Source organism: Thermaerobacillus caldiproteolyticus (genome assembly GCF_015326725.1).
Taxonomy (GTDB): domain Bacteria; phylum Bacillota; class Bacilli; order Bacillales; family Anoxybacillaceae; genus Thermaerobacillus; species Thermaerobacillus caldiproteolyticus.
On sequence record NZ_CP064060.1, the window covers coordinates 2278161 to 2301159 of the forward strand.

18 protein-coding genes and 1 other annotated feature are annotated in these 22999 nt (G+C 42.7%); of the genes, 2 read left to right on the forward strand and 16 right to left on the reverse strand.

Annotated features, from left to right (window positions below; translation table 11 throughout):
• Nucleotides 1-55: 55 nt before the first annotated feature.
• On the reverse strand, nucleotides 56-1351 hold the full coding sequence (locus ISX45_RS11430; protein WP_194519015.1) for a bifunctional folylpolyglutamate synthase/dihydrofolate synthase: 1296 nt from the start codon (nucleotides 1349-1351) through the stop codon (nucleotides 56-58).
• Between the two features lie 86 nt (nucleotides 1352-1437).
• Nucleotides 1438-4080: a valine--tRNA ligase gene (locus tag ISX45_RS11435; RefSeq protein ID WP_194519016.1), complete on the reverse strand. Its 2643-nt coding sequence runs from the start codon at nucleotides 4078-4080 to the stop codon at nucleotides 1438-1440.
• Nucleotides 4081-4124: 44 nt separating this feature from the next.
• Nucleotides 4125-4372 (reverse strand) — a binding site (T-box leader).
• A 162-nt stretch (nucleotides 4373-4534) separates the two neighbouring features.
• On the opposite strand from ISX45_RS11435, the gene ISX45_RS11440 reads away from it, so the two are divergent.
• Nucleotides 4535-4723, forward strand: coding sequence for a hypothetical protein (locus tag ISX45_RS11440; RefSeq protein ID WP_181554594.1), 189 nt, complete (start codon nucleotides 4535-4537; stop codon nucleotides 4721-4723).
• 1 nt (nucleotide 4724) lies between these two features.
• Here ISX45_RS11440 and ysxE read toward each other — a convergent pair whose 3' ends face one another.
• The 8 genes from ysxE to hemA all read right to left on the reverse strand — a co-directional run bounded on the left by ysxE (nucleotide 4725) and on the right by hemA (nucleotide 13200).
• Nucleotides 4725-5753 carry a spore coat protein YsxE gene (gene ysxE, locus ISX45_RS11445; RefSeq protein WP_194519017.1) on the reverse strand — a complete coding sequence of 343 codons (1029 nt, stop codon included), beginning with the start codon at nucleotides 5751-5753 and terminating at the stop codon, nucleotides 4725-4727.
• 56 nt (nucleotides 5754-5809) lie between these two features.
• On the reverse strand, nucleotides 5810-6847 hold the full coding sequence (gene spoVID, locus ISX45_RS11450; RefSeq protein ID WP_194519018.1) for a stage VI sporulation protein D: 1038 nt from the start codon (nucleotides 6845-6847) through the stop codon (nucleotides 5810-5812).
• Nucleotides 6848-6998: 151 nt separating this feature from the next.
• Entirely contained in the window at nucleotides 6999-8294 is a 1296-nt protein-coding gene (gene hemL, locus ISX45_RS11455; RefSeq protein WP_181554597.1) for a glutamate-1-semialdehyde 2,1-aminomutase, read from the reverse strand.
• 14 nt (nucleotides 8295-8308) lie between these two features.
• Nucleotides 8309-9286: a porphobilinogen synthase gene (gene hemB / locus ISX45_RS11460; protein ID WP_194519019.1), complete on the reverse strand. Its 978-nt coding sequence runs from the start codon at nucleotides 9284-9286 to the stop codon at nucleotides 8309-8311.
• A gap of 24 nt (nucleotides 9287-9310) precedes the next feature.
• Nucleotides 9311-10072: a uroporphyrinogen-III synthase gene (locus tag ISX45_RS11465; RefSeq protein ID WP_194519020.1), complete on the reverse strand. Its 762-nt coding sequence runs from the start codon at nucleotides 10070-10072 to the stop codon at nucleotides 9311-9313.
• Nucleotides 10069-11004 carry a hydroxymethylbilane synthase gene (gene hemC, locus ISX45_RS11470; RefSeq protein ID WP_194519021.1) on the reverse strand — a complete coding sequence of 312 codons (936 nt, stop codon included), beginning with the start codon at nucleotides 11002-11004 and terminating at the stop codon, nucleotides 10069-10071. Before hemC ends, ISX45_RS11465 begins: the two co-directional genes overlap by 4 nt.
• A 14-nt stretch (nucleotides 11005-11018) precedes the next feature.
• On the reverse strand, nucleotides 11019-11852 hold the full coding sequence (gene ccsA, locus ISX45_RS11475; protein WP_181554601.1) for a cytochrome c biogenesis protein: 834 nt from the start codon (nucleotides 11850-11852) through the stop codon (nucleotides 11019-11021).
• A 16-nt stretch (nucleotides 11853-11868) separates the two neighbouring features.
• Nucleotides 11869-13200 (reverse strand): glutamyl-tRNA reductase, encoded by a 1332-nt coding sequence (gene hemA / locus ISX45_RS11480; RefSeq protein WP_194519022.1) that lies wholly within the window; start codon nucleotides 13198-13200, stop codon nucleotides 11869-11871.
• Between the two features lie 199 nt (nucleotides 13201-13399).
• Here hemA and ISX45_RS11485 point away from each other — a divergent pair, with 199 nt between their 5' ends.
• On the forward strand, nucleotides 13400-13885 hold the full coding sequence (locus ISX45_RS11485; protein WP_181554603.1) for a LiaI-LiaF-like domain-containing protein: 486 nt from the start codon (nucleotides 13400-13402) through the stop codon (nucleotides 13883-13885).
• A gap of 47 nt (nucleotides 13886-13932) precedes the next feature.
• On the opposite strand, the gene yihA is transcribed toward ISX45_RS11485, so the two are convergent.
• The 6 genes from yihA to ISX45_RS11515 all read right to left on the reverse strand — a co-directional run bounded on the left by yihA (nucleotide 13933) and on the right by ISX45_RS11515 (nucleotide 22962).
• On the reverse strand, nucleotides 13933-14514 hold the full coding sequence (gene yihA, locus ISX45_RS11490) for a ribosome biogenesis GTP-binding protein YihA/YsxC (RefSeq protein WP_181554604.1): 582 nt from the start codon (nucleotides 14512-14514) through the stop codon (nucleotides 13933-13935).
• Nucleotides 14511-16835: an endopeptidase La gene (gene lon / locus ISX45_RS11495; RefSeq protein ID WP_194519023.1), complete on the reverse strand. Its 2325-nt coding sequence runs from the start codon at nucleotides 16833-16835 to the stop codon at nucleotides 14511-14513. Before lon ends, yihA begins: the two co-directional genes overlap by 4 nt.
• A 411-nt stretch (nucleotides 16836-17246) precedes the next feature.
• On the reverse strand, nucleotides 17247-18914 hold the full coding sequence (gene lonB, locus ISX45_RS11500; protein WP_194519024.1) for an ATP-dependent protease LonB: 1668 nt from the start codon (nucleotides 18912-18914) through the stop codon (nucleotides 17247-17249).
• 114 nt (nucleotides 18915-19028) lie between these two features.
• A complete protein-coding gene (clpX, locus tag ISX45_RS11505; protein ID WP_181554607.1) occupies nucleotides 19029-20294 on the reverse strand; it encodes an ATP-dependent protease ATP-binding subunit ClpX in 1266 nt (421 codons plus the stop codon).
• Between the two features lie 230 nt (nucleotides 20295-20524).
• The gene (gene tig / locus ISX45_RS11510; protein ID WP_194519025.1) at nucleotides 20525-21811 is read right to left on the reverse strand and encodes a trigger factor; all 1287 of its coding nucleotides are present in this window, start codon (nucleotides 21809-21811) and stop codon (nucleotides 20525-20527) included.
• A 158-nt stretch (nucleotides 21812-21969) separates the two neighbouring features.
• Nucleotides 21970-22962, reverse strand: coding sequence for a tetratricopeptide repeat protein (locus ISX45_RS11515; RefSeq protein ID WP_228485540.1), 993 nt, complete (start codon nucleotides 22960-22962; stop codon nucleotides 21970-21972).
• Nucleotides 22963-22999 lie beyond the last annotated feature (37 nt).

A 22999-nucleotide genomic window follows, 5' to 3' on the forward strand; every position in this document is an offset into this window, starting at 1 on the left:
CCTTCAAAAGTACTATTTTTCTTTCATTATACCAACAATTGTTCCTACATAAATATTATTTTTTCAAGAATTTTCTCACTTCAGAAATAAAATAGAGCGAACCTGTTACTAAAAAGAGGTCAGTATCCTTATAGTTGATCTGTTTCTCTTTTATCCATCGCTGCCAATTATCTTCACACGCTTTTGCCTTATGTTCGCATAAGGCAGCTAATTGTTCAGCGGTTGCTGCTCTTGGAAAAGGAAAAGAAGTAAATGTGATCGTCTCAGCGATATCAGCAAGCGGTTGAACCATCTTTTCAAGCGGCTTATCGGATAAGGCCGCAAACAATACGTGAACATCTTTGTCAGGATAGTGCGTTTGTACCGTGTCAATAACACTACGAATGCCTGCTTCGTTATGTGCACCGTCAATGATGATAAGCGGATTATCGGACAATGCTTCAAAACGGCCGATCCATTTGGCTTTTCCCACTCCATCACGAATGTGTTCTTCCTCAATGATAAATGAATAATACGTCCGCAAATAATCGGCTGCCATGACTGCGAGCGCGGCATTTTTTACTTGATGAGTCCCGAACATTGTTGTCGTTATATCACGGTATAGTGCAAATGGTGTTTCAACCGAAAAGCGTTCCCCTGTTTCTGTTGCTGAGTGATTGGTGAGGATAAAATCTCTTCCAATGACATACGTTTTTGCTTTGAGAGAGTTTGCTTTTTCCGAAACAACTTGCAATGCTTCCGATTGCTCAATACCAGTAATGACGGGAACACCTGATTTAACAATTCCGGCTTTTTCAAAAGCGATGCTCTCAAGCGTATCTCCTAAAATGTTCATATGGTCATAGCCGATGTTTGTAATGATCGAAAGGATTGGATACACGACATTTGTCGAATCAAAACGGCCGCCGAGACCTGTTTCGATGATGACCATGTCTTGAATATTCATTTTCCCAAAATAGTAAAACATCATCGCAGTAATGACTTCAAATTCGGTCGGCGCACCAAGCTCTGTCTTTTCAAGTTCTTCAGCAAGCGGCTTGATGATTTGCACAAGTTCGACAATCTCTTCATCGCGAATCGGCTTGCCGTTCACGCTGATCCGTTCATTGAATTGTTCCACATATGGTGATGTGAACGTGCCGACGGAATAACCCGCCTCTTGCAAAATATGGCGCAAATAGCAAACGGTTGATCCCTTGCCGTTCGTTCCGGCAATGTGAACCGCCTTCACGCGGCGCTCTGGATGTCCTAGTTGCTCCATGAACCATTCCATCCGTTTTAATCCCGGTTTGATTCCTAACGGTAATCGATCGTGAATCCAATCGATGGCCTCTTTATATGTGTGAACCATTTCACATCTCCCCTGTCAACGTAGTAAAAAGACGAATCCAAGAAAGCGGATTCGTCTTCATGATAAATGATGAATAAGACGATTGTCTATTTTTTTAATTCGGCAATGCGCGCACGGACTGCCTCACGTTTTTCAAGATAATCTTTTTCTTTTTTTCGTTCTTCCTCGACAACGTGAGCCGGTGCTTTCGCAAGAAATCCTTCGTTGCTGAGTTTCTTTTGAACGCGCTCGACCTCTTTATCAAGCTTTTCAAGTTCTTTTTCGAGACGCTTGATTTCTTCTTCAATGTTAATTAATCCTTCAAGCGGTAAGCTTAATTCAGCGCCAGTTACCACTGCGGTCATCGCTTTTTCCGTCGCCGGAATATCAGTGCCAATGACTAATTCGCTCGGGTTGCAGAATCGTTCGAGATAAGCACGGTTTTTCTTCAGCGTTGCTTCAATGCTCGCATCTTTCGCTTTAATATGCAGCGTAATCGGCTTACTTAATGGCGTATTCACTTCTGCACGAATATTGCGCACAGAACGAATGATGTCCACGAGCAGGCGCATTTCCTCTGCCGCTTCGTTGTCCGTTAATTCCGGACGAACTTCTGGCCATTTCGCTACCGTAATGGATTTGCCTTTATGCGGCAAATGCTGCCAAATTTCCTCGGTAATGAACGGCATAAATGGATGTAATAGACGCATTGTATTGTCAAGTACATACGCCAGAACAGAGCGAGTCGTTTTCTTCGCTGCTTCGTCATCACCGTATAACGGCAACTTCGCCATTTCAATATACCAATCGCATAAGTCATCCCAAATGAAGTTGTAAAGCGCTCGACCAACTTCGCCAAATTCATATTTTTCCGCCAGCTTCGTTACCGTTTCAATCGTTTCGTTGAGACGCGTTAAAATCCATTTATCCGCAACCGATTTTTCGCCTGTTAAATCAATTTCATCATATGTTAGACCGCCCATGTTCATCAACGCAAAGCGGGAAGCGTTCCAAATTTTGTTCGCAAAATTCCATGTTGCTTCTACTTTTTCTGTGCTGAAGCGCAAATCTTGACCAGGTGAGCTTCCAGTTGCCAAGAAGTAGCGAAGCGAGTCAGCGCCGTATTGGTCGATCACATCCATCGGGTCGACACCGTTGCCGAGCGATTTGCTCATCTTCCGTCCTTGCGCATCGCGTACTAATCCGTGGATTAATACATCTTTAAATGGGCGTGTTCCTGTAAACTCAAGACCTTGGAAAATCATTCGCGATACCCAGAAGAAAATGATATCGTATCCTGTTACGAGTACATCGGTTGGATAATAACGTTTGTAGTCCTCAGATTCCGTATTCGGCCAGCCCATTGTTGAAAATGGCCATAATGCGGAGCTAAACCATGTATCCAATACGTCTGGGTCTTGTTCCCAATTTTCGATATCCGCAGGCGGCTCATGGTCCACATAAATTTCTCCAGTTTCTTTATGATACCAAGCCGGAATGCGGTGTCCCCACCATAGCTGACGAGAAATACACCAATCGCGAATGTTTTCTAGCCAGTGTAAATACGTTTTCTCAAAACGTTCTGGCACGAAGTTGATTTTTCCGTCTGTTTTTTGTAGCTCAATCGCCGCTTCCGCTAACGGTTTCATTTTCACGAACCATTGTGTAGAAAGATACGGCTCAACAACGGCACCGCTTCGCTCACTGTGACCAACAGAATGCATATGTTCTTCAATTTTGAAAAGAACTCCTTGTTCTTGAAGGTCTTTGACGATTTGCTTACGGCATTCAAAACGATCAAGTCCTTGATATTGCATCGCATTTTCGTTCATCGTACCGTCTTCGTTCATAACGAGAATGCGTGGTAAGTTATGACGGTTCCCGATTTCAAAGTCGTTCGGGTCATGCGCTGGCGTAATTTTCACTGCTCCGGAACCGAATTCCATATCGACATACTCGTCGCCGATGATTGGAATTTCACGACCAGTAATCGGTAAAATCACCGTTTTGCCGATTAAGTGCTTATAGCGCTCATCTTCTGGATGCACAGCTACCGCTGTATCACCGAGCATCGTTTCTGGACGTGTTGTCGCTACCTCAATGTAGCCAGAGCCGTCAGCGAGCGGATAACGCATATGATAAAGCGCACCTTGTACATCTTTATAGATGACCTCAATATCTGACAGCGCTGTTTTTGTTACCGGGTCCCAGTTAATAATGTATTCGCCGCGGTAAATTAAGCCTTTTTTGTACAACGATACAAATACTTCGCGAACCGCTTTGGACAGCCCTTCGTCCAACGTAAAACGTTCGCGCGTATAATCTAATCCAAGCCCTAATTTCGCCCATTGCTCACGAATGTGACCGGCGTATTCTTCTTTCCATTTCCACGTTTCTTCAACAAATTTTTCACGTCCTAAATCATGGCGGGAAAGCCCTTGGTGACGAAGCTTTTCTTCTACTTTTGCTTGCGTCGCAATACCGGCATGGTCCATTCCTGGAAGCCATAGAACGTCATAGCCTTGCATCCGTTTCATGCGCGTAATAATATCTTGCAACGTTGTATCCCACGCATGACCTAAATGCAATTTTCCTGTGACGTTTGGCGGTGGAATGACAATAGTAAACGGCTGTTTATCGCTGTCACCTGTTGCTTCAAAAAATTTGCCTTCCAGCCACCATTGATAGCGGTTTGTTTCGACAGCTTTATGGTCGTACTTTGTCGACATTGTAATCTCTTTTGTCTCCATCTTGTTTTCCCTCCTATCGTAAAAATAAAAAACTCCCTTCATCCGAAAAGGACGAAAGGAGTAACTTTCGCGGTACCACCTTTTTTCTTAAGCAAGTAGGCACACTTTTCCCCTTGCTTAAGCACTTCATCGCAATAACGGCTGTAACCGGCTTCTTCTACTAAGCAATGCCGTTCAAAGAAGCAGCTCAAGGGCGACCTTCCAACGATAACCGACCTAAGAAATCTCGCAGCTACTGATTTCTCTCTCTGAAGGCGTTATTCGTTGTACTCTTCCCTATCTTCGCTTTTTCACGTTTCTGTTTATTATACTACCGAAAAACCAAATTCATCGTCAATCATCTTTTCCAAGTTTTTATTTATTTATTCTCATTTCGCTTTTTGGTGACAAAAAAATCACATTATCCTCATTATTTCATAATGTATTAGTAGCACACTGTTAGGAGAGATGATGGATGAAGAATTTTAACCGGTTTTCGTGGCCTCCGTGGCTTCGTCAAGTTCGTATCGTTTGCGTACAAGTCATTATTCCGATTACGATTTTCCAAGGGATTCGCACCATTTTTTTTCCGACGCCAATTGACGTTATTTTATTAGCGATTTTTGTACTCATTGCCGTGGCCTTGCATCTTGAATGGATTTAAATTACAAAGAAACTTCCGATTGTTCTTCCGCTTGTTTGGCTTCTTTTATTTGTATAAGACGCATAACGATATATTCGATATTTTTCATTGCCCAATATCGTCGGTGTAATCGGGAAACATAGTCGCGCTCGCTTCTTTCTTTTTGCCGCTCGGTGGCATATTGGAAAACAAAACGATACATGCTATCCGGCTGAGCTAAATGACTGAAAAAAAAGGCTTGCTCCTCATCAAGAATGGATAATTGTTGCTCATATTCTACAACCCCATCTATCCACTCGTCACCGATCGGATGAGACGTTCGGACATGATGATATAAAGATGTAAATAAATCGGCAAGTGGCGATGCCCAACAGGCGCGCTCCCAACTAAGGAAATACCGATTTCCTTTTTCATCGTGTACGTAATGTGATAATGAAGCATTCCCATGAATAAAGACCATTCTCCACTTTTTTGTTTCTTTTATTTTCTCGTACCATTTTTCTAACTGCGTTTCGGCAAACCAATACGCTTGCATCGTTTCATGAAAATACGTACAAACCTGTAATTGAAACGGAGACATATACCATTCATGTTCACATTGTTCGACATATGATTGTAAAAAGGTCCGCTGCTTTTCCCACTCGCTTTTCCGTGCTTCATAATAATGGGTAATTTCCTCTTCTTTTACATCGACTTCTTTTAGTGACTGTCGATGCAGGTAAGCAAGATCTCGAAAAAAGGAGCGTATCCGCTCTCCTCTCTCTGGGTTTGTTCCTTGAGTGATCCACGGCATTAAGTAATAGTATTGCCCTTGATAAAAAACAAACGGAGTTCCTTGTCTTGACAAATAGAGAGGAACTGATTGTTTTGTATAGAGAGAATAGGCTTGCTGAACGGTTTGTATCTGCCTATCATGCTTTATTTCTTTCAGCGCAAATACGCCGACGTTCGTATAGACTTTTTTCACTTTTCCAACATGATCTATCCGATGTGCTTGTAGACCGTACTGTTGCAAAATGGGGCGATATAATTCAAGAAGTTCACGATTCAACAAAAAGCCCCCCTTCTCCACATAAAAAGAAGTGAGGAAGCATTCTTCACTCACCGTTATGCGCGGCTGCCCGCCGGCACCGGGATATATAACAGTTGTCCTTCATGAATATCCGTTCCGTAATCGAGATGATTGGCACGAAGCAGATGTTGCACAGTGACATCATAGCGCTCAGCGATCTTGTCCAATGAATCCCCTTGCTGAACGATACAAATTTTGACTCTTGAAAAATCCTCTCCTTGTCCCTTCTCAAATAATTTCGTTAAATAAAGGGCGTTTTCATTTTTTGATTTTGAATACTCCTTCACTTTTTTATCAGCCGACTCTTCCTCGTTTTCATCTCTATTTTCTATTTGCTTAATTGCTCCGATCGATACTTTTGTTTCTTCCTTCTCTTGAACGGTGTCAATCTCCTCAGCAATTGTCTTAAGCTGTTCTTTATCCTCGTTTCGATTCAGCACCTCGCTCTCTTTCTGTACAAGCTCAGTTTGAGCTGCACTGATCGGAGAAGCCTCTTCATTTTTCTCTTCTTCTAGGCTTTCGTCATATACTTCACGTTCTTCAAACTGCTCCGTCTCTTCCTCGTAAGCTTCTTTACGTGCTACCACCTCAAACGGTTCAAACAATGGCTCTTCTTCCTCTTCCTCGTATTGTATGGACTCGTTGCGCGTCTCTTCGCCAATGCCGCTAATCGAAATATCAGCTGTCAATACGAGCTGACCATTTTCACCTAAGTCGTAATCAAATGATTCGACTGTAACATAGACATCCTCTAAATTTTGAATGCGATTTTTCGGAATGGTAATATCGACAGGAAAACGATGAAATAATTCACTAATCCCATCCTCACGCGTCGTTACACGTTGTACAAAGCGATGTGCGCTAAAATCGAACAGTTCTGAGTCGCTTTCTTCTTCCTCAGTCATTCGATATTCTCCGCTTAATTCTAACGCTCCGCGAATTGTAATATAATGCTCATATTCATCAACTGAAATCACTGGATCAAGAGCAATCGAAATCAATTCAGAGACTTCCTGTCCCTTTTTAAACCAGATCGATTCCTCGAGGGAAAAACGCAAATATGATTGGTCCAACCGCAACTCCTCCTTCCATGTCTTTCGCCCGCAAATTTCTATGACATTATCAATTGTATGAGTGACGGTCGGGAGATATGAATAAAAAATGGGGCTGCCCCAAAAATAATGGGACAGCCCTACACTATCTTTCTATCGTGCCTTATTGAACCTATTGCGCTCCTCTTAGTTTAGCAAACGCTCTTTCCGCTGCAACAATTGTTTTTTCAATATCTTCATCCGTATGTTCCGTTGATAAGAACATGCCCTCAAATTGCGAAGGTGGAAGGAAAATGCCTTGTTCCGCCATTTCGCGATAATACGCGGCAAACATCTCTAAATCGGATGTTTTCGCCTTTTCATAGTTTACAACTTTTTCGTTTGTAAAGAAAAAGCCAATCATCGAGCCAGCGCGATTAATAGTATGAGGAATTTCGTATTTTGTCGCCGCTTGTCTCAAGCCTTCCTCCAGACGATCTGCTTTTTTCTTAAATTGCTCATACGTCTCCGGAGTGAGTTGAATTAACGTTTCATATCCGGCCGTCATCGCTAACGGATTGCCGGATAATGTCCCTGCTTGATAAATTGGTCCGCTTGGGGCGACTCGTTCCATAATTTCGGCTTTACCGCCGTAGGCTCCAACAGGAAGACCGCCACCAATGACTTTTCCAAGGCACGTCAGATCTGGTTCAATGCCGAAATATCCTTGCGCACAATGGTAATCCACACGGAATCCTGTCATCACTTCATCAAAAATTAAGAGCGCTCCGTATTGTTTCGTCACGTCTCGTAATCCTTGCAAAAAGCCCGGCTCTGGTGGAACGACCCCCATGTTCCCAGCGACTGGTTCGACAATGACTGCGGCAATATCTTCGCCAAATCGCTCAAACGCATATTTGACGCTTTCAAGGTCGTTGTAAGGAACAGTAATCGTGTTTTGAGCTACCGATTCCGGAACCCCCGGACTGTCAGGTAAACCAAGAGTGGCCACTCCTGAACCTGCTTTAATTAACAACGAATCGCCATGACCATGATAACAGCCTTCAAATTTTACAATTTTATTGCGCCCTGTATAGCCGCGCGCTAATCGAAGCGCGCTCATTGTCGCCTCCGTTCCCGAGTTCACCATTCGGACAATTTCAATCGACGGCACGCGTTCAATGACAAGCTTCGCTAACTCATTTTCGATTAGCGTTGGTGCACCAAAGCTCGTTCCGTTTTCTGCTACTTTTTTTAACGCTTCAACGACACGAGGGTTCGCATGTCCTAAAATCAGCGGCCCCCATGACAACACATAGTCAATATATTCGTTTCCGTCAACATCATAAATTTTCGAACCTTGGCCGCGCTCCATAAAGATCGGCGTCATGTTGACCGATTTAAACGCCCGGACAGGGCTATTTACGCCGCCCGGCAACAATTGAACAGCTTCCTGATACGCCTCTTTTGAACGTTCGTAACTTCGCATGTTCGCTCCCCTTTCTATTCGTTTAACCAACGAGCTACATCTTTCGCAAAGTACGTTAAAATTAAGTCGGCTCCCGCCCGTTTCATGCCGATTAACATTTCCATAACAATTTCTTTTTCATTGATCCATCCGTTTTGCGCTGCCGCTTTCACCATCGAATACTCGCCACTTACATTGTAAGCAACAATCGGAAGATGGAAATGGTTTTTCATATCGCGGATGATATCCAAATAAGCGAGCGCCGGTTTCACCATTAAAAAGTCGGCTCCTTCGCGCACATCGGATTCCGCTTCGCGAAATGCTTCAAGACGGTTGGCCGGATCCATTTGGTACGTTTTCCGATCACCAAACTGTGGAGCGCTATCAGCCGCATCGCGGAATGGTCCATAAAAAGCAGAAGCATATTTAACTGCATACGACATAATCGGCACATGAGTGAATCCGGCTTCGTCTAATCCTTGACGAATCGCCGCAACAAAGCCATCCATCATGTTTGAAGGAGCGATGATATCTGCTCCTGCTTTCGCTTGGCTGACCGCTGTTTTTACAAGCAGCTCAAGCGATGAGTCATTTACAACTTGCTCGTTTTCGATAACGCCGCAATGGCCGTGGCTTGTATATTCACATAGACATGTATCGGCAATCACCACTAGCTCCGGATAGTGTGCTTTGATTTGCCGAATCGCCTGTTGCACAATTCCATGCTCACAGTATGCTTGCGAACCGACTTCATCTTTTTCTGCCGGCACACCGAACACGATGACGGATTTAATGCCTAACTCGACGACTTCAGCGATTTCATCATTGAGATGATCGAGTGAAAGCTGGTATACTCCCGGCATGGACCGCACTTCTTGTTTCGTTTCTTTTCCTTCGACAACAAAAATCGGATAAATGAGATCCTCGACATGAAGATGCGTTTCTCTCACCATTGCTCGTAAATTCGCTGTTTGCCGCAACCGACGATGACGATCAAAGTGTAATGAATTCATTTTGTCTTCCCCCTATGATTCGTTTTAGGAAAAATAAGTCCCCATCTCTTTTATCATATCATCAATCGTGTAACGCTCTGGACAAATATGCACACGTAATCCCGCTTTCTCGGCTGCCTGTTTCGTCACCGGACCAATGCAAGCAATGACACACTGCTCAAGGAGCGGAACCCAGTCCACTTCGTCCAGCATGCGCATAAAGCTTTGAACAGTCGATGAGCTCGTAAACGTAATGACATCAATCGCTCGCTTCTGCAACAAATCGATAAGCTGTTCCTTTCCGCTTTCATTAATTTTCGTTTCATAAACAACGAGGTCAGTGACGGTTGCTCCTATCCGAATGAGTGCTTCTTTTAATGTGGGACGCGCCAAATTCCCTTTCACGAGCAAAATGCGTTCGTTCGGCTGGATGATCGGCTTTAATGCTTCGACTAATCCTTCAGCGACAAACTCATCCGGCACAATATCAGGCTGAATGCCATGCTTTTCTAAAGCCGTCGCCGTTTTTTTTCCGACAACTGCCACTTTCGGAAGCTTCATGCCCGGTTTGATAAGCGGAAAGAAAAAGCGCACGCCGTTAGCGCTTGTGAAAATGAGCCAATCGTAACGATACAGCTCACGGATGCACTGCCCAATCTGTTCGTTATGTTCAGAAGCGGAAAAGGAGATAAGCGGAATTTCAATCGGAATGGCCCCGACTTGTCTAAGCTTGTCTGAAAAAGCTTGCGCCTGCTCCTTTCCTCTTGTCACAAGAACGGTTTTTCCACGTAACGGGTGGAACTTCATTGCGTCTCGAGCTCCTCTTTCAAACGGTCAATCAGCGTTTTCGCGCCGCGCTGGATAAGCAGATCTGCCGCTTTTGTCCCCACCTCTTCCGGGTTCGCTCCGGCAACGACTTCTTTGTACAGCTCTTTACCGTCTGGAGACGCAACGAGCGCAGTTAATACGATCTCTTTTTGCTCGTTCATATAAGCATATCCGGCAATCGGAACTTGGCAGCCCCCCTCCATTCGATGTAAAAAGGCGCGCTCTGCTTTCACCGCCCGCTCCGTTTCCACATCATTCAATTTCCGTAACCATTGTAATAACTCTGTATCGTTTTCACGGCATTCCACCGCCAGCGCTCCTTGACCGACGGCTGGAAGACAAACATCAATCGGCAAATAGTCGGTGATGACATCTCTTGCCCATCCCATTCGCACTAATCCGGCTGCTGCCAAAATAATGGCATCATAGTCTTCATTTTGTAGTTTTGCTAGACGCGTATCAATATTGCCACGAATCCATTTGATTTCAAGGTCTGGCCGTTTCGAAAGAAGCTGCGCGGAACGACGCAAACTGCTTGTCCCAATCACCGCACCGCTCGGCAAGTCAAAAAAAGAAACATGATCTTTACTAATGATGACATCGCGATGATCTTCTCTGACAGGCACACACCCGATCATTAATCCGTCCGGCAACACAGCCGGCATATCTTTCATACTATGTACAGCAATATCAATATCGCCGCGCAGCATCGCTTGTTCAATTTCTTTGACAAATAACCCTTTGCCTCCGACTTTCGATAAAGTTACATGTAAAATTTCGTCCCCTTTTGTGACGATTTCTTTCACTTCAAATTCAAACGGCGCTCCTAACTGTTTTAATTTTGAAATCACCCAATTTGTCTGTGTTAGTGCGAGCTTACTGCGCCGTGAACCGACAATAATTTTTCGCATTTTCTATTCCTCCACTACGAGTACCAAAAATGAAACTTTGATAAACTGCCGAATAAGAAAAAGTTGACTAATAGAAATAAAAAAGAGCCAATGTTCCAAATTGCGATTGCCTTTCCTTGCACTTGTTGAACGACACGCTTGTAAAAGTAAATGCTGTAAACCGCGAGAACCGAAAAAGACCCTAATACTTTGGCATCATACCAGTGAAAATGGTCAATTTTAATGTACGCCCAAATAACCCCAAGAATCAGCCCTAATAACAACATAGGCAATCCAATGAGATTTAAAACGTATGACATGTAATCTAATTTCGTTAAATCAGTCATTCGTAATAACCGTTTCCCCCATTTTTTTTGTTTCAATAAATTGTATTGAATAATATATAAAATGGAAAAAACAAACGAAAGGGAAAACGCCCCATACGCTAAAATCGTCATCGTAATATGAATCATGAGCAGTTCAGAAATTAATTTTTCCGCCGCGGCCGCTGACTGGTGATGGCTCGGGGCGAACGTATGAACCGCTAAAATAAAAAAGGCTAATACATTCGTAAAAAATACGATAAAATCAACGCGCAGCACCCGATTGATCACAAGCGACAACGTAATCAATACCCATGCATAAAAATAGAGTCCTTCCGACATCGTTAAAATTGGAAATCGTCCTGTTTCAACAATGCGGAACATGAAAAAAAATGTTTGAAAAATCCAGACAATAGAAAGCAACCAGAAGGCAATGCGGTTCGCCTTCCGGTTATGATGCAGAAAATCTATAAAATACAGCAACACAGACATTGCATACAAAATTACCGACAGCTCATACAATCGTGTCATACTCATCTCTAACATTCGTCAAAATCCTCTCTTATGACTGTAGAGATGGCGCAATCGAGCGTTCACCATCGCCTTTTGCTTGCTTTTGCGCTTGTACGGCCTGTTCAATGTTAAAAATCTTCGTAAACAATCGGAGCGCCTCTTCCGCATTTGGCTCTGCCGCTAATTCCTTCGCACGCAAAATCGGATCGCGCAACAATTGATTGATAATGCTTTTTGTATGCTTATTCAACACTTTCCGATCGCGCTCTGATAAATGCGGGAGCTTCCGTTCAATGCTTTGCATAGTCTCCGCTTGAATCGCTAATGCTTTTTCACGAAGTGCAGCAATAACAGGAACGACGCCAAGCGTATGAAGCCATTGTTGAAATTCAACAAGCTCTTCCTCAATCATCATTTCAATTTGCTCGGCTGCTTTTTTCCGCTCCGCTAAATTCGCCTGAACGATTCCTTCTAAGTCGTCAATATCATACAAAAAGACGCTTTCAAGTTCCGCTAACGCCGGATCTAAATCGCGCGGAACGGCAATATCGACCATAAACAGCGGACGGCCTTTCCGCATTTTTTCAACGTGAACCATCAGGTCTTTTGTAATGACATAATCTTTTGCACCGGTCGAACTGATTAAAATATCTGCCTCGATAAGAGCGCATTGCAACTCACAAAGCGACTTTGCCTCTCCGAGAAATTTCTCTGCTAACCGTTGCGCCTTCTCAAACGTACGGTTGATGACCGTTACTTTTTTCACGCCGCTTCCGTAAAGGTTTTGTACGGCCAATTCGCCCATTTTCCCTGCACCTAAAATGAGGACGTGTTTTGTCGATAAGTCTCCAAAAATCTTTTTTGCCAACTCAACGGCGGCGTAGCTTACCGAAACCGCATTAGATCCGATTTCCGTCTCTGAATGAACGCGTTTCGCAAGCGTAACCGCTTGTTTAAATAGCTGTTTAAACACCGTTCCAATCGTCTGTTCTTGTTGGGCAAGAAGGTAGCTTGAACGCACTTGTCCTAAAATCTGCGTCTCCCCTAAAATCATCGAATCGAGCCCACAGGCGACGCGAAATAAATGCTCGACTGCCGCCTCGTTTTCTAAAACTTTTAAGTATGGAGTCAACTCTTCTTTTTCCAGTTGAAACCAATCAGCTAAAAACGATTTTATATAATAACGCCCAGTATGCAACTGGTCGACAACAGCGTAAATTTCCGTGCGATTACATGTAGAAACAATGACATTTTCTAAAATGCTTTTTTGTTGTTGTAACATCTTCATTGCTTCGACCAGTTCCGATTCGTTAAACGTCAGTTTTTCACGAATTTCGACAGGGGCCGTTTTATAGTTTACGCCAACGACAATAATATGCACTTTCTCTTATACCCCCCTCAATCAAAAGTGCTAGCTATCTCATTTTATTATAGCATGTATATCTCACTTTGACCGAAAAAAATGTGAACACAATTTGAAAGCGTATGATAAACTTTTATACAGTACAATCTCCACATTCACCTTAACAAAAAAATCGACATTCAGCAAACAACGCTCACTGGAAAACAAGGAGGAACCGATGAAAAAGCAAGGAATTTTCACTGGAATTACGCTCATTGGATTAGGCGCTTATTTTTTAATAAATCAGCTCCAGCTTCCGTTGTTGAGCGCCTTTCAAGGATGGCCAACCCTTTTCGTCATTTTCGGCATCGCCCTGCTTGGACAAGCGTATTCTGCGCGTGAATACCAGCACATTTTTCCAGGAACGATTTTGTTCGGCTTTGGCCTTCATTTTCTTCTCATTCAATTGTCAAAACGTTGGCCGAATAACGTCGGAATGTTTTTCTTTATCATCGCTGTAGCGTTTTTACTAAGTTCGCGAAAAATGAAATCAGGGTTCATACAAAGCTTATTCTTTTTTGCCCTCGCATGCATTATTTTGTTTTCTGAGCGATGGAGCCGCTTGTTTCATGTTGTTGAAAATGGCATTACGTTTCTTTGGAATTTTTGGCCGATTGGCTTAATTATTTCTGGCATATACATATTATTGATAAAAAGGAAATAATTCATACAAAAACACCAGCCACTTTCATGAGCTGGTGTTTTTCCGGCTTAGATAAAGCGCTGCAATACGGCCCACGCCTCGTCTTTTCCTTGACCGGTTTCAGCTGAAAAGAGAACAAGTTCATCTCCATCAACGATATTCAGCGTTTCACGAACAACCTTCAAGTGTTTTTGCCATTTTCCTTTCGGAATTTTATCCGCTTTCGTCGCGATAATGATGGCCGGAATGTCATAATGCTTTAAAAACTCGTACATCATCACATCATCTTTTGTTGGTGAATGACGTAAATCGACAATGAGAATGACCGCACGCAATTGCTCTCTTGTCGTCAAATACGTTTCAATCATTTTCCCCCATGCTTCTCGCTCTTGTTTGGACACTTTCGCGAAACCGTAACCGGGAACATCGACAAAATAGAGCGATTCATTAATGAGATAAAAGTTCAATGTTTGTGTTTTCCCTGGCTTTGAGGACGTGCGTGCTAAGTTCTTTCGGTTAATCATTTTGTTAATAAATGAAGATTTCCCTACATTAGAGCGCCCCGCTAGCGCAAATTCAGGCAATGTGCTATCTGGATATTGCTCTGGTTTAACGGCGCTAATGACCATTTCTGCATGCGTTACCTTCATTGTTTCTCCCCTACCAATGCATGTTGTAGTACTTCGTCTAAATGGGATACAAGAACAAATTCCAAATCTTTTTTCACGATTTCCGGAATATCTTCCAAATCTTTTTCATTTTCCTTTGGCAAAATGACTTTTTTCAGTCCGGCGCGATGGGCGCTTAACGTCTTTTCTTTTAATCCGCCGATCGGCAGCACGCGACCACGCAGCGTAATTTCTCCGGTCATGCCGACAAATCGGCTTACTGGTTGCCCTGTTAACGCGGAAATTAGCGCTGTGGCGATCGTAATGCCGGCAGATGGCCCATCTTTTGGCACAGCTCCTTCTGGAACGTGAATATGGATATCATATTTTTCGTAAAAATCAGGGTCAATTCCAAGTTCTTTCGCACGGGAACGAACATAACTAAACGCTGCTTGGGCTGATTCTTTCATCACGTCGCCTAATTTACCCGTTAACACTAATTTTCCTTTTCCCGGCGATAGCGAAACCTCAATGGATAAGGTGTCACCGCCAAACGGCGTATACGCCAGCCCTGTCGCAACTCCGACTTGATCCTCCAACTCAGCTTGACCGTAACGATATTTTCGCTTTCCTAAAAAGTCTTCCAAGTTTTTGTCGGTCACAATGACACGTTTTCTTTCTTCCGATACAATAAGGCGCGCAGCTTTCCGACAAATTGCTGCCAGCTGCCGCTCTAACTCGCGCACACCGGCTTCCCGCGTATAATAGCGAATGATGTGCAATATCGCTTCATCGCGCATTTGTAAGCCCGATTTTCTCAATCCATGTTCCTTCATTTGTTTCGGAAGAAGATGTTGTTTGGCAATATGCAGCTTTTCCACTTCCGTGTAACCCGGAATCGTAATAATCTCCATTCGGTCCAGGAGCGGTTGTGGAATCGTCGCTAAGTTGTTAGCCGTTGCGATAAACATCACTTTCGATAAATCATACGGCTCTTCAATATAATGGTCGCTAAATGCATGATTTTGCTCAGGATCTAGCACTTCAAGAAGCGCAGCTGACGGATCCCCGCGAAAATCGCTTGACATTTTATCAATTTCATCAAGCAAAAATACAGGATTAATCGTTCCTGCTTTTTTCATTCCCTGAATGATTCGCCCCGGCATCGCCCCCACATAGGTACGGCGATGTCCGCGTATTTCCGATTCATCGCGAACCCCTCCTAGGGAAATGCGGACAAAATGGCGATTCAGAGACTTGGCGATCGAACGAGCGAGCGATGTTTTTCCTACTCCCGGTGGTCCAGCTAAGCAAAGAATCGGTCCTTTTAACGATTTCGTTAATTGCTGTACCGATAAATATTCAAGCACCCGTTCTTTTACCTTTTCAAGACCGTAATGCTCTTCGTGTAAAATCGTTTCCGCCCGTTTTATATCGTGAATGTCTTCTGTTTGCTTCGTCCATGGAAGAGCAAGAAGCCAATCAAGATAGTTGCGAATAACGGCACTTTCAGCGGAAGTCGCCGGAATCTTTTCATATCGTTCTAACTCTTTTAAGGCAGTTTCTCTGACATGATTGGGCATGCCAGCTGCTTCGATTTTCTCTTTGAGCGCTTCGACTTCCCCTGTTTTTCCTTCCTTTTCACCTAACTCTTTTTGAATCGCCTTCATTTGTTCGCGTAAATAATATTCTTTTTGTGTCCGCTCCATCGATTGTTTCACGCGCATACTAATTTTTTTCTCGAGCTGCAACACTTCTTTTTCGTTATGAAGAATTCGAATAATTTTATGAACGCGTTCTTTTATGTCCACCGTTTCCAAGATGTCTTGCTTTTCTTCGAGTTTCAGCGGCAGATGCGAAGCGATAATATCCGCCATTCGTCCCGGCTCATCAATGTCGGCAATCGAAGCATAAATATCTGCCGATAATTTTTTGGATAAGTTTATGTATTGTTCAAAATACTCTAGCATCGTTCGCTTTAATGCTTCATCTTCTAAATCTTTTGCCGCTCGATCAACAAACTTTTCCACCTTTACAATAAAACATGGCTCTTCACTGACCGTAGCGACAATTTTCGCACGGACAATTCCTTCGACTAAAACGCGAAACGTTCCATTCGGCAGTTTGAGCAATTGTTTCACGCGAGCCAATGTCCCCATTTCATACATATCGTCAATGCTTGGTTCGTCAATGGAAACATCTTTTTGTGATATAAGCAAAATCGTATGATCCTCCACCATCGCTTTTTCCAATGCTTGAACCGATTTTTCACGACCGACATCCAAATGTAACACCATCGTCGGAAAAACAAGTAAGCCACGCAATGGAAGGAGGGGTACGATGATTTCTTTCTTTCTCGCCATGGCGAACACCTCCAACTCACTTCTATTCGTCTATTGTATAGCACAGCAGTATGTTTGTAAAATTGTATGCAAGCCGAAAAGCTGTGGCGGTGAAAATAGCACTCGAAGCCAAATGTTCGTCGTTCTTGCTTCTCACGAGGATGAATGTTATTTGGCACAAAAAAGCTGGCCCCCGAACTAGGCAATCACAAAAAAGCAAAGGGGAACACTTCTCTTTTGAAGTAAAATGTTCCTCATCCTCACTTTACAAGATGAAGATAAGATGATTTCACGAAAGAAAGCCAGCACGGAAGGGACAAACCAAAAGACAGCAGGCAGCTCTATATAACTTTCACATTGCATTTTCATTTTACAAAGAAAAGCCGACTTCGACATCACGGTTTGCCAAGTCGAAGTCGAGCAAGTATCTGCTTACACTGATTTCGTTTCTGAATGGTTCGACGTCGCAGGAACGACCTTATTTTGCTTATCATCTTTTTTAAAGACAATAGAAAATACTTCCTCTAAATGATGAACTGGAATAATCTCAATTCCTTCGATTTCCCGTAAAATCGACTGCATATTGTCAAACGGAATAATGACTTTTTTCGCTCCCGCTTGTTTCGCCGCTTTCACTTTTGGAAAAATCCCACCGACGGGTTTGACGTGACCATGGATGCTAATTTCCCCAGTCATCGCAATCGTTCGGTCAACCGATAGACCGTAGATGGCGGAGTAAATCCCAGTCGCCATCGCAATTCCGGCTGATGGTCCGTCGATCGGAATTCCTCCAGGAAAATTGACATGAATGTCGTAATGATCAGCCGGAACACCCATCGCCCGCAAAACGGTAATGACATTTTCGATTGATCCTTTCGCCATGCTTTTTCGACGAATTGATTTTTCTCGTCCGCCAATGCTTTCTTCTTCCACAATGCCGGTAATGTTAATCGTTCCTTTTTCTTTCGTCGGCAATGCTGTTACTTCAATTTCTAACAGCGCCCCCATATTCGGACCGTACACCGCTAATCCGTTGACTAATCCAACCATCGATGTATCGGCAATTTTCTTTTCATATCTCGGTGATAGTTGGCTAGAGTGAATGACCCACTCAATATCTTTATCAAGAATCATTTCACGTTTTTCTGAAATGGCGATTCCGGCAGCGATTTGCATCATATTCACTGCTTCGCGACCATTTCGGGCATAAGAGGCAAGGATACGAATGCCATTTTCGGACACGTTTAAGCGAATTTTCTCCGCCGCTTTTCGCGCGATAAGCGCAATTTCATCTTGGTCAAGCTCGCGGAAAAACACTTCTAGACAACGCGAGCGAATCGCTGGCGGTATTTCGTTTGGCGTTCTTGTCGTTGCCCCGACGAGTCGGAAATCCGCCGGCAAGCCATTTTGAAAAATATCGTGAATATGGGTTGGGATTTGTGGATTTTCTTCACTGTAATACGCACTTTCAAAAAACACTTTCCGGTCTTCGAGCACCTTTAGCAATTTATTCATTTGAATCGGATGGAGCTCACCGATTTCATCAATAAATAAAATGCCGCCATGGGCATGTGTGACTGCTCCTTGTTTTGGTTGCGGAATTCCAGCTTGTCCCATCGCGCCTGCTCCTTGGTAAATCGGATCGTGAACAGAACCGATTAACGGGTCGGCAATACCACGTTCATCAAATCGTGCCGTCGTCGCATCTAATTCTACAAAGACCGCGTTCTTTTTAAAAGGGGAAAGTGGATTTTTTTTCGCTTCTTCCAGCACAAGACGTGCAGCTGCAGTTTTCCCGACCCCCGGCGGTCCGTAAATAATGACATGTTGCGGGTTTGGACCGCATAGTGCTGCCTTTAATGCTTTAATGCCATCCTCTTGTCCGACAATGTCTTCAAAGCTCTTTGGTCTCACTTTTTCTGCAAGCGGCTCTGTTAACGAAATCGAACGTAATTTCCGCAGTTGTTCCATTTCTTTTCGCGATTCTTTATCAATGGAAACCTTTTGGGTTCGTTGATTTCTTAATAAATTCCAAAAATAGATACCAATGACAACCCCGAAAAATAGTTGTACCAATAAAGCAACGTTCGTCCAATTCATTAGCCAAAATCCTCCTGCCCTCTAAGTTATGTAGTATGTATAGTATCTCCGCCTTCGGGCAGGAATAAACAAAAAAGAGACTGCCTTCTTTTGTTAAGGCAGCCTCCTTTAGTGCTAAGCGGATGTTTTTCTTTCTTGTTCAACGACCGTACCGTCATGACGAATGAGCTTTGGCGGCATATTTCCACGCACCGTTTCCGCCGTAATGACACACTTTTGCACATCCTCGCGGGAAGGGAGTTCAAACATGACATCAAGCATAATCCCTTCGATAATGGAGCGAAGACCACGTGCGCCCGTTTTGCGTTCGATCGCTTTTTTCGCGATTTCTCGTAGCGCTTCCTCTTCAAATTCAAGCTCCACTTCATCTAGTTCCAACATTTTTTGATATTGTTTTACAATAGCGTTTTTCGGCTTTGTTAAAATGTCCACTAATGCTTGTTCATCAAGCGGTTCTAGACTCGTAATCACCGGCAAGCGCCCAACAAATTCTGGGATTAATCCAAATTTTAATAAATCTTCCGGTAACACTTTTGACAACAAGCTTTTTTCGTCGATATTCTCTTGCTGAATGTCAGTTCCAAAACCGATCACTTTTTTACCTAAGCGACGTTTAATAATTGGTTCAATGCCATCAAACGCTCCACCGCAAATAAATAAAATGTTCGTTGTATCGATTTGAATAAACTCTTGATGCGGATGTTTGCGCCCCCCTTGTGGTGGAACGCTTGCAATGGTTCCTTCTAAAATTTTTAACAGCGCCTGTTGTACTCCTTCTCCGGATACGTCACGCGTAATCGATGGGTTTTCAGATTTGCGGGCAATTTTATCAATTTCGTCAATGTAAATAATTCCTTTTTCTGCCTTTTCCACATCGTAGTCGGCCGCTTGAATAAGTTTTAAAAGAATATTTTCAACGTCTTCCCCGACATATCCCGCTTCGGTTAACGATGTTGCATCGGCAATCGCAAATGGAACGTTTAAAATACGCGCCAATGTTTGTGCGAGTAACGTTTTTCCGCTTCCTGTTGGCCCAATCATTAAAATATTGCTTTTCGATAATTCTACATCGTCAATTTTGCTGTTCGAGTTAATGCGTTTGTAGTGGTTATACACAGCAACCGCTAACGACTTTTTCGCTTCGTCCTGTCCGATGACGTATTCATCTAAAATTTCGCGAATCTCTTTTGGCTTTGGAACATCTTTGAATTCGATTTCCTCTTCGTTTCCTAATTCTTCCTCCACAATTTCTGTACATAGTTCAATACATTCATCGCATATGTATACACCAGGACCAGCAACAAGTTTGCGGACTTGATCCTGTGTTTTTCCGCAGAAAGAACACTTTAACTGTCCTTTCTCGTCATTAAATTTAAACATACTTTCACCCCTTGTTATCAAAATCACGCAATCGTATGTACTTTATTTAACCTTTCCACAAAACGTTAATTGTAAAACTTATGTACTCGTCATTTTATCATAAACCATCACAAAAACGCTAATAAAAAAATTGGAATGTATTAGAAAAGTTAGAAAATTTAAAATCATATACTGTAATTGTATGAAAGAACAAGGCACGAACGATTTCGCGCCTTGTTCCTTATTTATTATTATGCAACAGCTTTGCTATGTTCCACAAGAAAATCTGCTACTTTTTGGAATTTTAAATTTTCTTTGACGCCTTCCGTGCTGCCGAGTAGCTGTTTGAGGCGGTCGACAGATAAATTATAAGCTTCTGCCATTTTTTCAAGTTCTGCATTTACTTCTTCATCTGTCACGTCAATGTTTTCCGCTTTTGCAATTGCTTCTAATGTCAAGGAAATGCGGACACGCTTTTCAGCATCTTCTTTCATTTGCTCACGCAGCGCCGCTTCATCTTGACCGGAGAATTGATAGTAAAGTTCAAGGTTCAAGCCTTGCATTTGCAAACGTTGTTCAAATTCGCGTAACATGCGGTCTGTTTCATTTTTAATCATAGCTTCTGGGATGTCGATTTCTGCGTTTTCTGCCGCTTTTTCGACGACAGCGTCACGAAGAGCTGCTTCTGCTTCATTCTTTTTCGCTTCTTCTAATCTTTTTTGAATTTTTTCTTTCAGCTGCTCTAGCGTTTCGACTTCATCATCAACATCTTTTGCGAATTCGTCATCAAGTGCTGGAAGCTGTTTTGTTTTCACTTCATGCACTTTTACTTTGAATGTCGCTGGTTTGCCAGCTAATTCTTTGGCATGATATTCTTCTGGGAATGTCACTTCAACGTCTTTTTCCGCTCCGGCTTCTAAACCAATTAATTGGTCTTCAAAACCAGGAATAAATGTGCCAGAACCGATTTCAAGAGAATAGTTTTCCGATTTTCCGCCTTCGAATGGCTCTCCGTCAACAAATCCTTCAAAATCGATAACGGCTGTATCACCGTTTTCGATCTTCCCGTCTTCTTTGACGACAAGTTCCGCATAATTTTCTTGAAGACGTTTTAATTCGTTTTCAACATCTTCGTCCGTAACAGTTGCATCCACTTTTTCAACTTCAAGCTCTTTATATTGACCTAATTTCACTTCTGGTTTTACTGTTACTTTCGCTGTGAAAATAAGGCTTTTTCCTTTTTCCATTTGCTCGATATCAATATGTGGATAATCAACAGGCTCAATACCTGCTTCTTCTACTGCCTTCGCATACGCTTCTGGCAATAAAATGTCAAGCGCATCTTGATATAACGCTTCCACACCAAAGCGTTTTTCAAATAGAGCACGAGGCACTTTTCCTTTGCGGAACCCTGGAAGACTAACGTTTTTTACTACTTTTTTAAATGCGGCATCCAGCCCTTGATTGACTTTTTCGGCATCTACTTCTACAGTAAGAACGCCTTCGTTCCCTTCTAGTTTTTCCCATTTTACTGACATATTGTTCCCTCCAACAAAAAATCATTCATGAATAAGATCATGAATACATGTTCATGATCTTTATATCCTATCATGTATGTAGATAAAATAGTAAAAACATATGCGTAATACAACCATTATATTATAACATACAACAACGATGTTTCAATATAAACTGCCTATTTAAGATAAGAAATTTCTTCTATTTCATAGAGTTTCTTGCAAAGCGGCTTTATATCTTCAAGACTTACATGATAGAGCTGAGCGATTTCTTCGATAGGTATCGATACTCCTTGAAACTGGCAAGCGACTGTATGAACCGCTGCCGCCCATTGCTTACAGGATGTCTGTGTAGGAGAAAATGGGTAAAGAATGTATACGTAGCGAAGCCAAATATGCGCAGCAATTTCATATAAACTTGGATTCTCGCTTGCTAAATGGTGTTCGAGCAGTTGTAATACATCCGCAGCAAAATGAGTCTCTATCGATTCATCGAGCATGGCTGGTATGACTGTCATCGTGTCGCCAAATTTTTTTATCGTCACTGTATCTCTCACCTGTTTTAATGTAAGCAAACGCAAAATCATCGTTTTGGTTATCGGATTATAACTTTCATCAGTTAAATATTGTGTCAAAACCGGAAGAATCGGAGTAATATCTTCATTTTCAAGCTGCTCGATGACTTTCATATGATCAGCGGCATTTTCTGACTCGGTTAATAGGCGAATATCCTCATTGTCTGAAAACGGCAATGGGTGTTCGCTCATTTTTTGGCTCAAGTGAAGCAAACGGGTGAAATGTTCGCGAACGGAAGAAGGAAGAGCGCGCTTTTGCAAAGCCGCTTGAACCGTTTCCTCTACTTGTTCATATTGTTGTAAATGGATTAAAATCGACAAATATATTTGCAAAAGCTGTATATCGTCTCCCCTTCCATCTTGAAGCATCAATTGACAACGCTGTTTTGCTTCTTCTAGCTCCCCCAATTCAAATAAACAAACGACGATACTAAGCTCCACTTCTGGATCGTTCGGTTCGATGTCATCCGCTTCATAGAAAAAGCGAAGCGCCTCCCGATACTGTTTTGCTTGTAACGCCTCTATTCCTCTTTCAAGTAACCGTTCTCGTAATTTTGGAAATTGAATAATATTTCCTTTGTTCTTTTTCATATTCATTCACCGCAATCCAATTTGCTTATCAGTGTATCAAGAT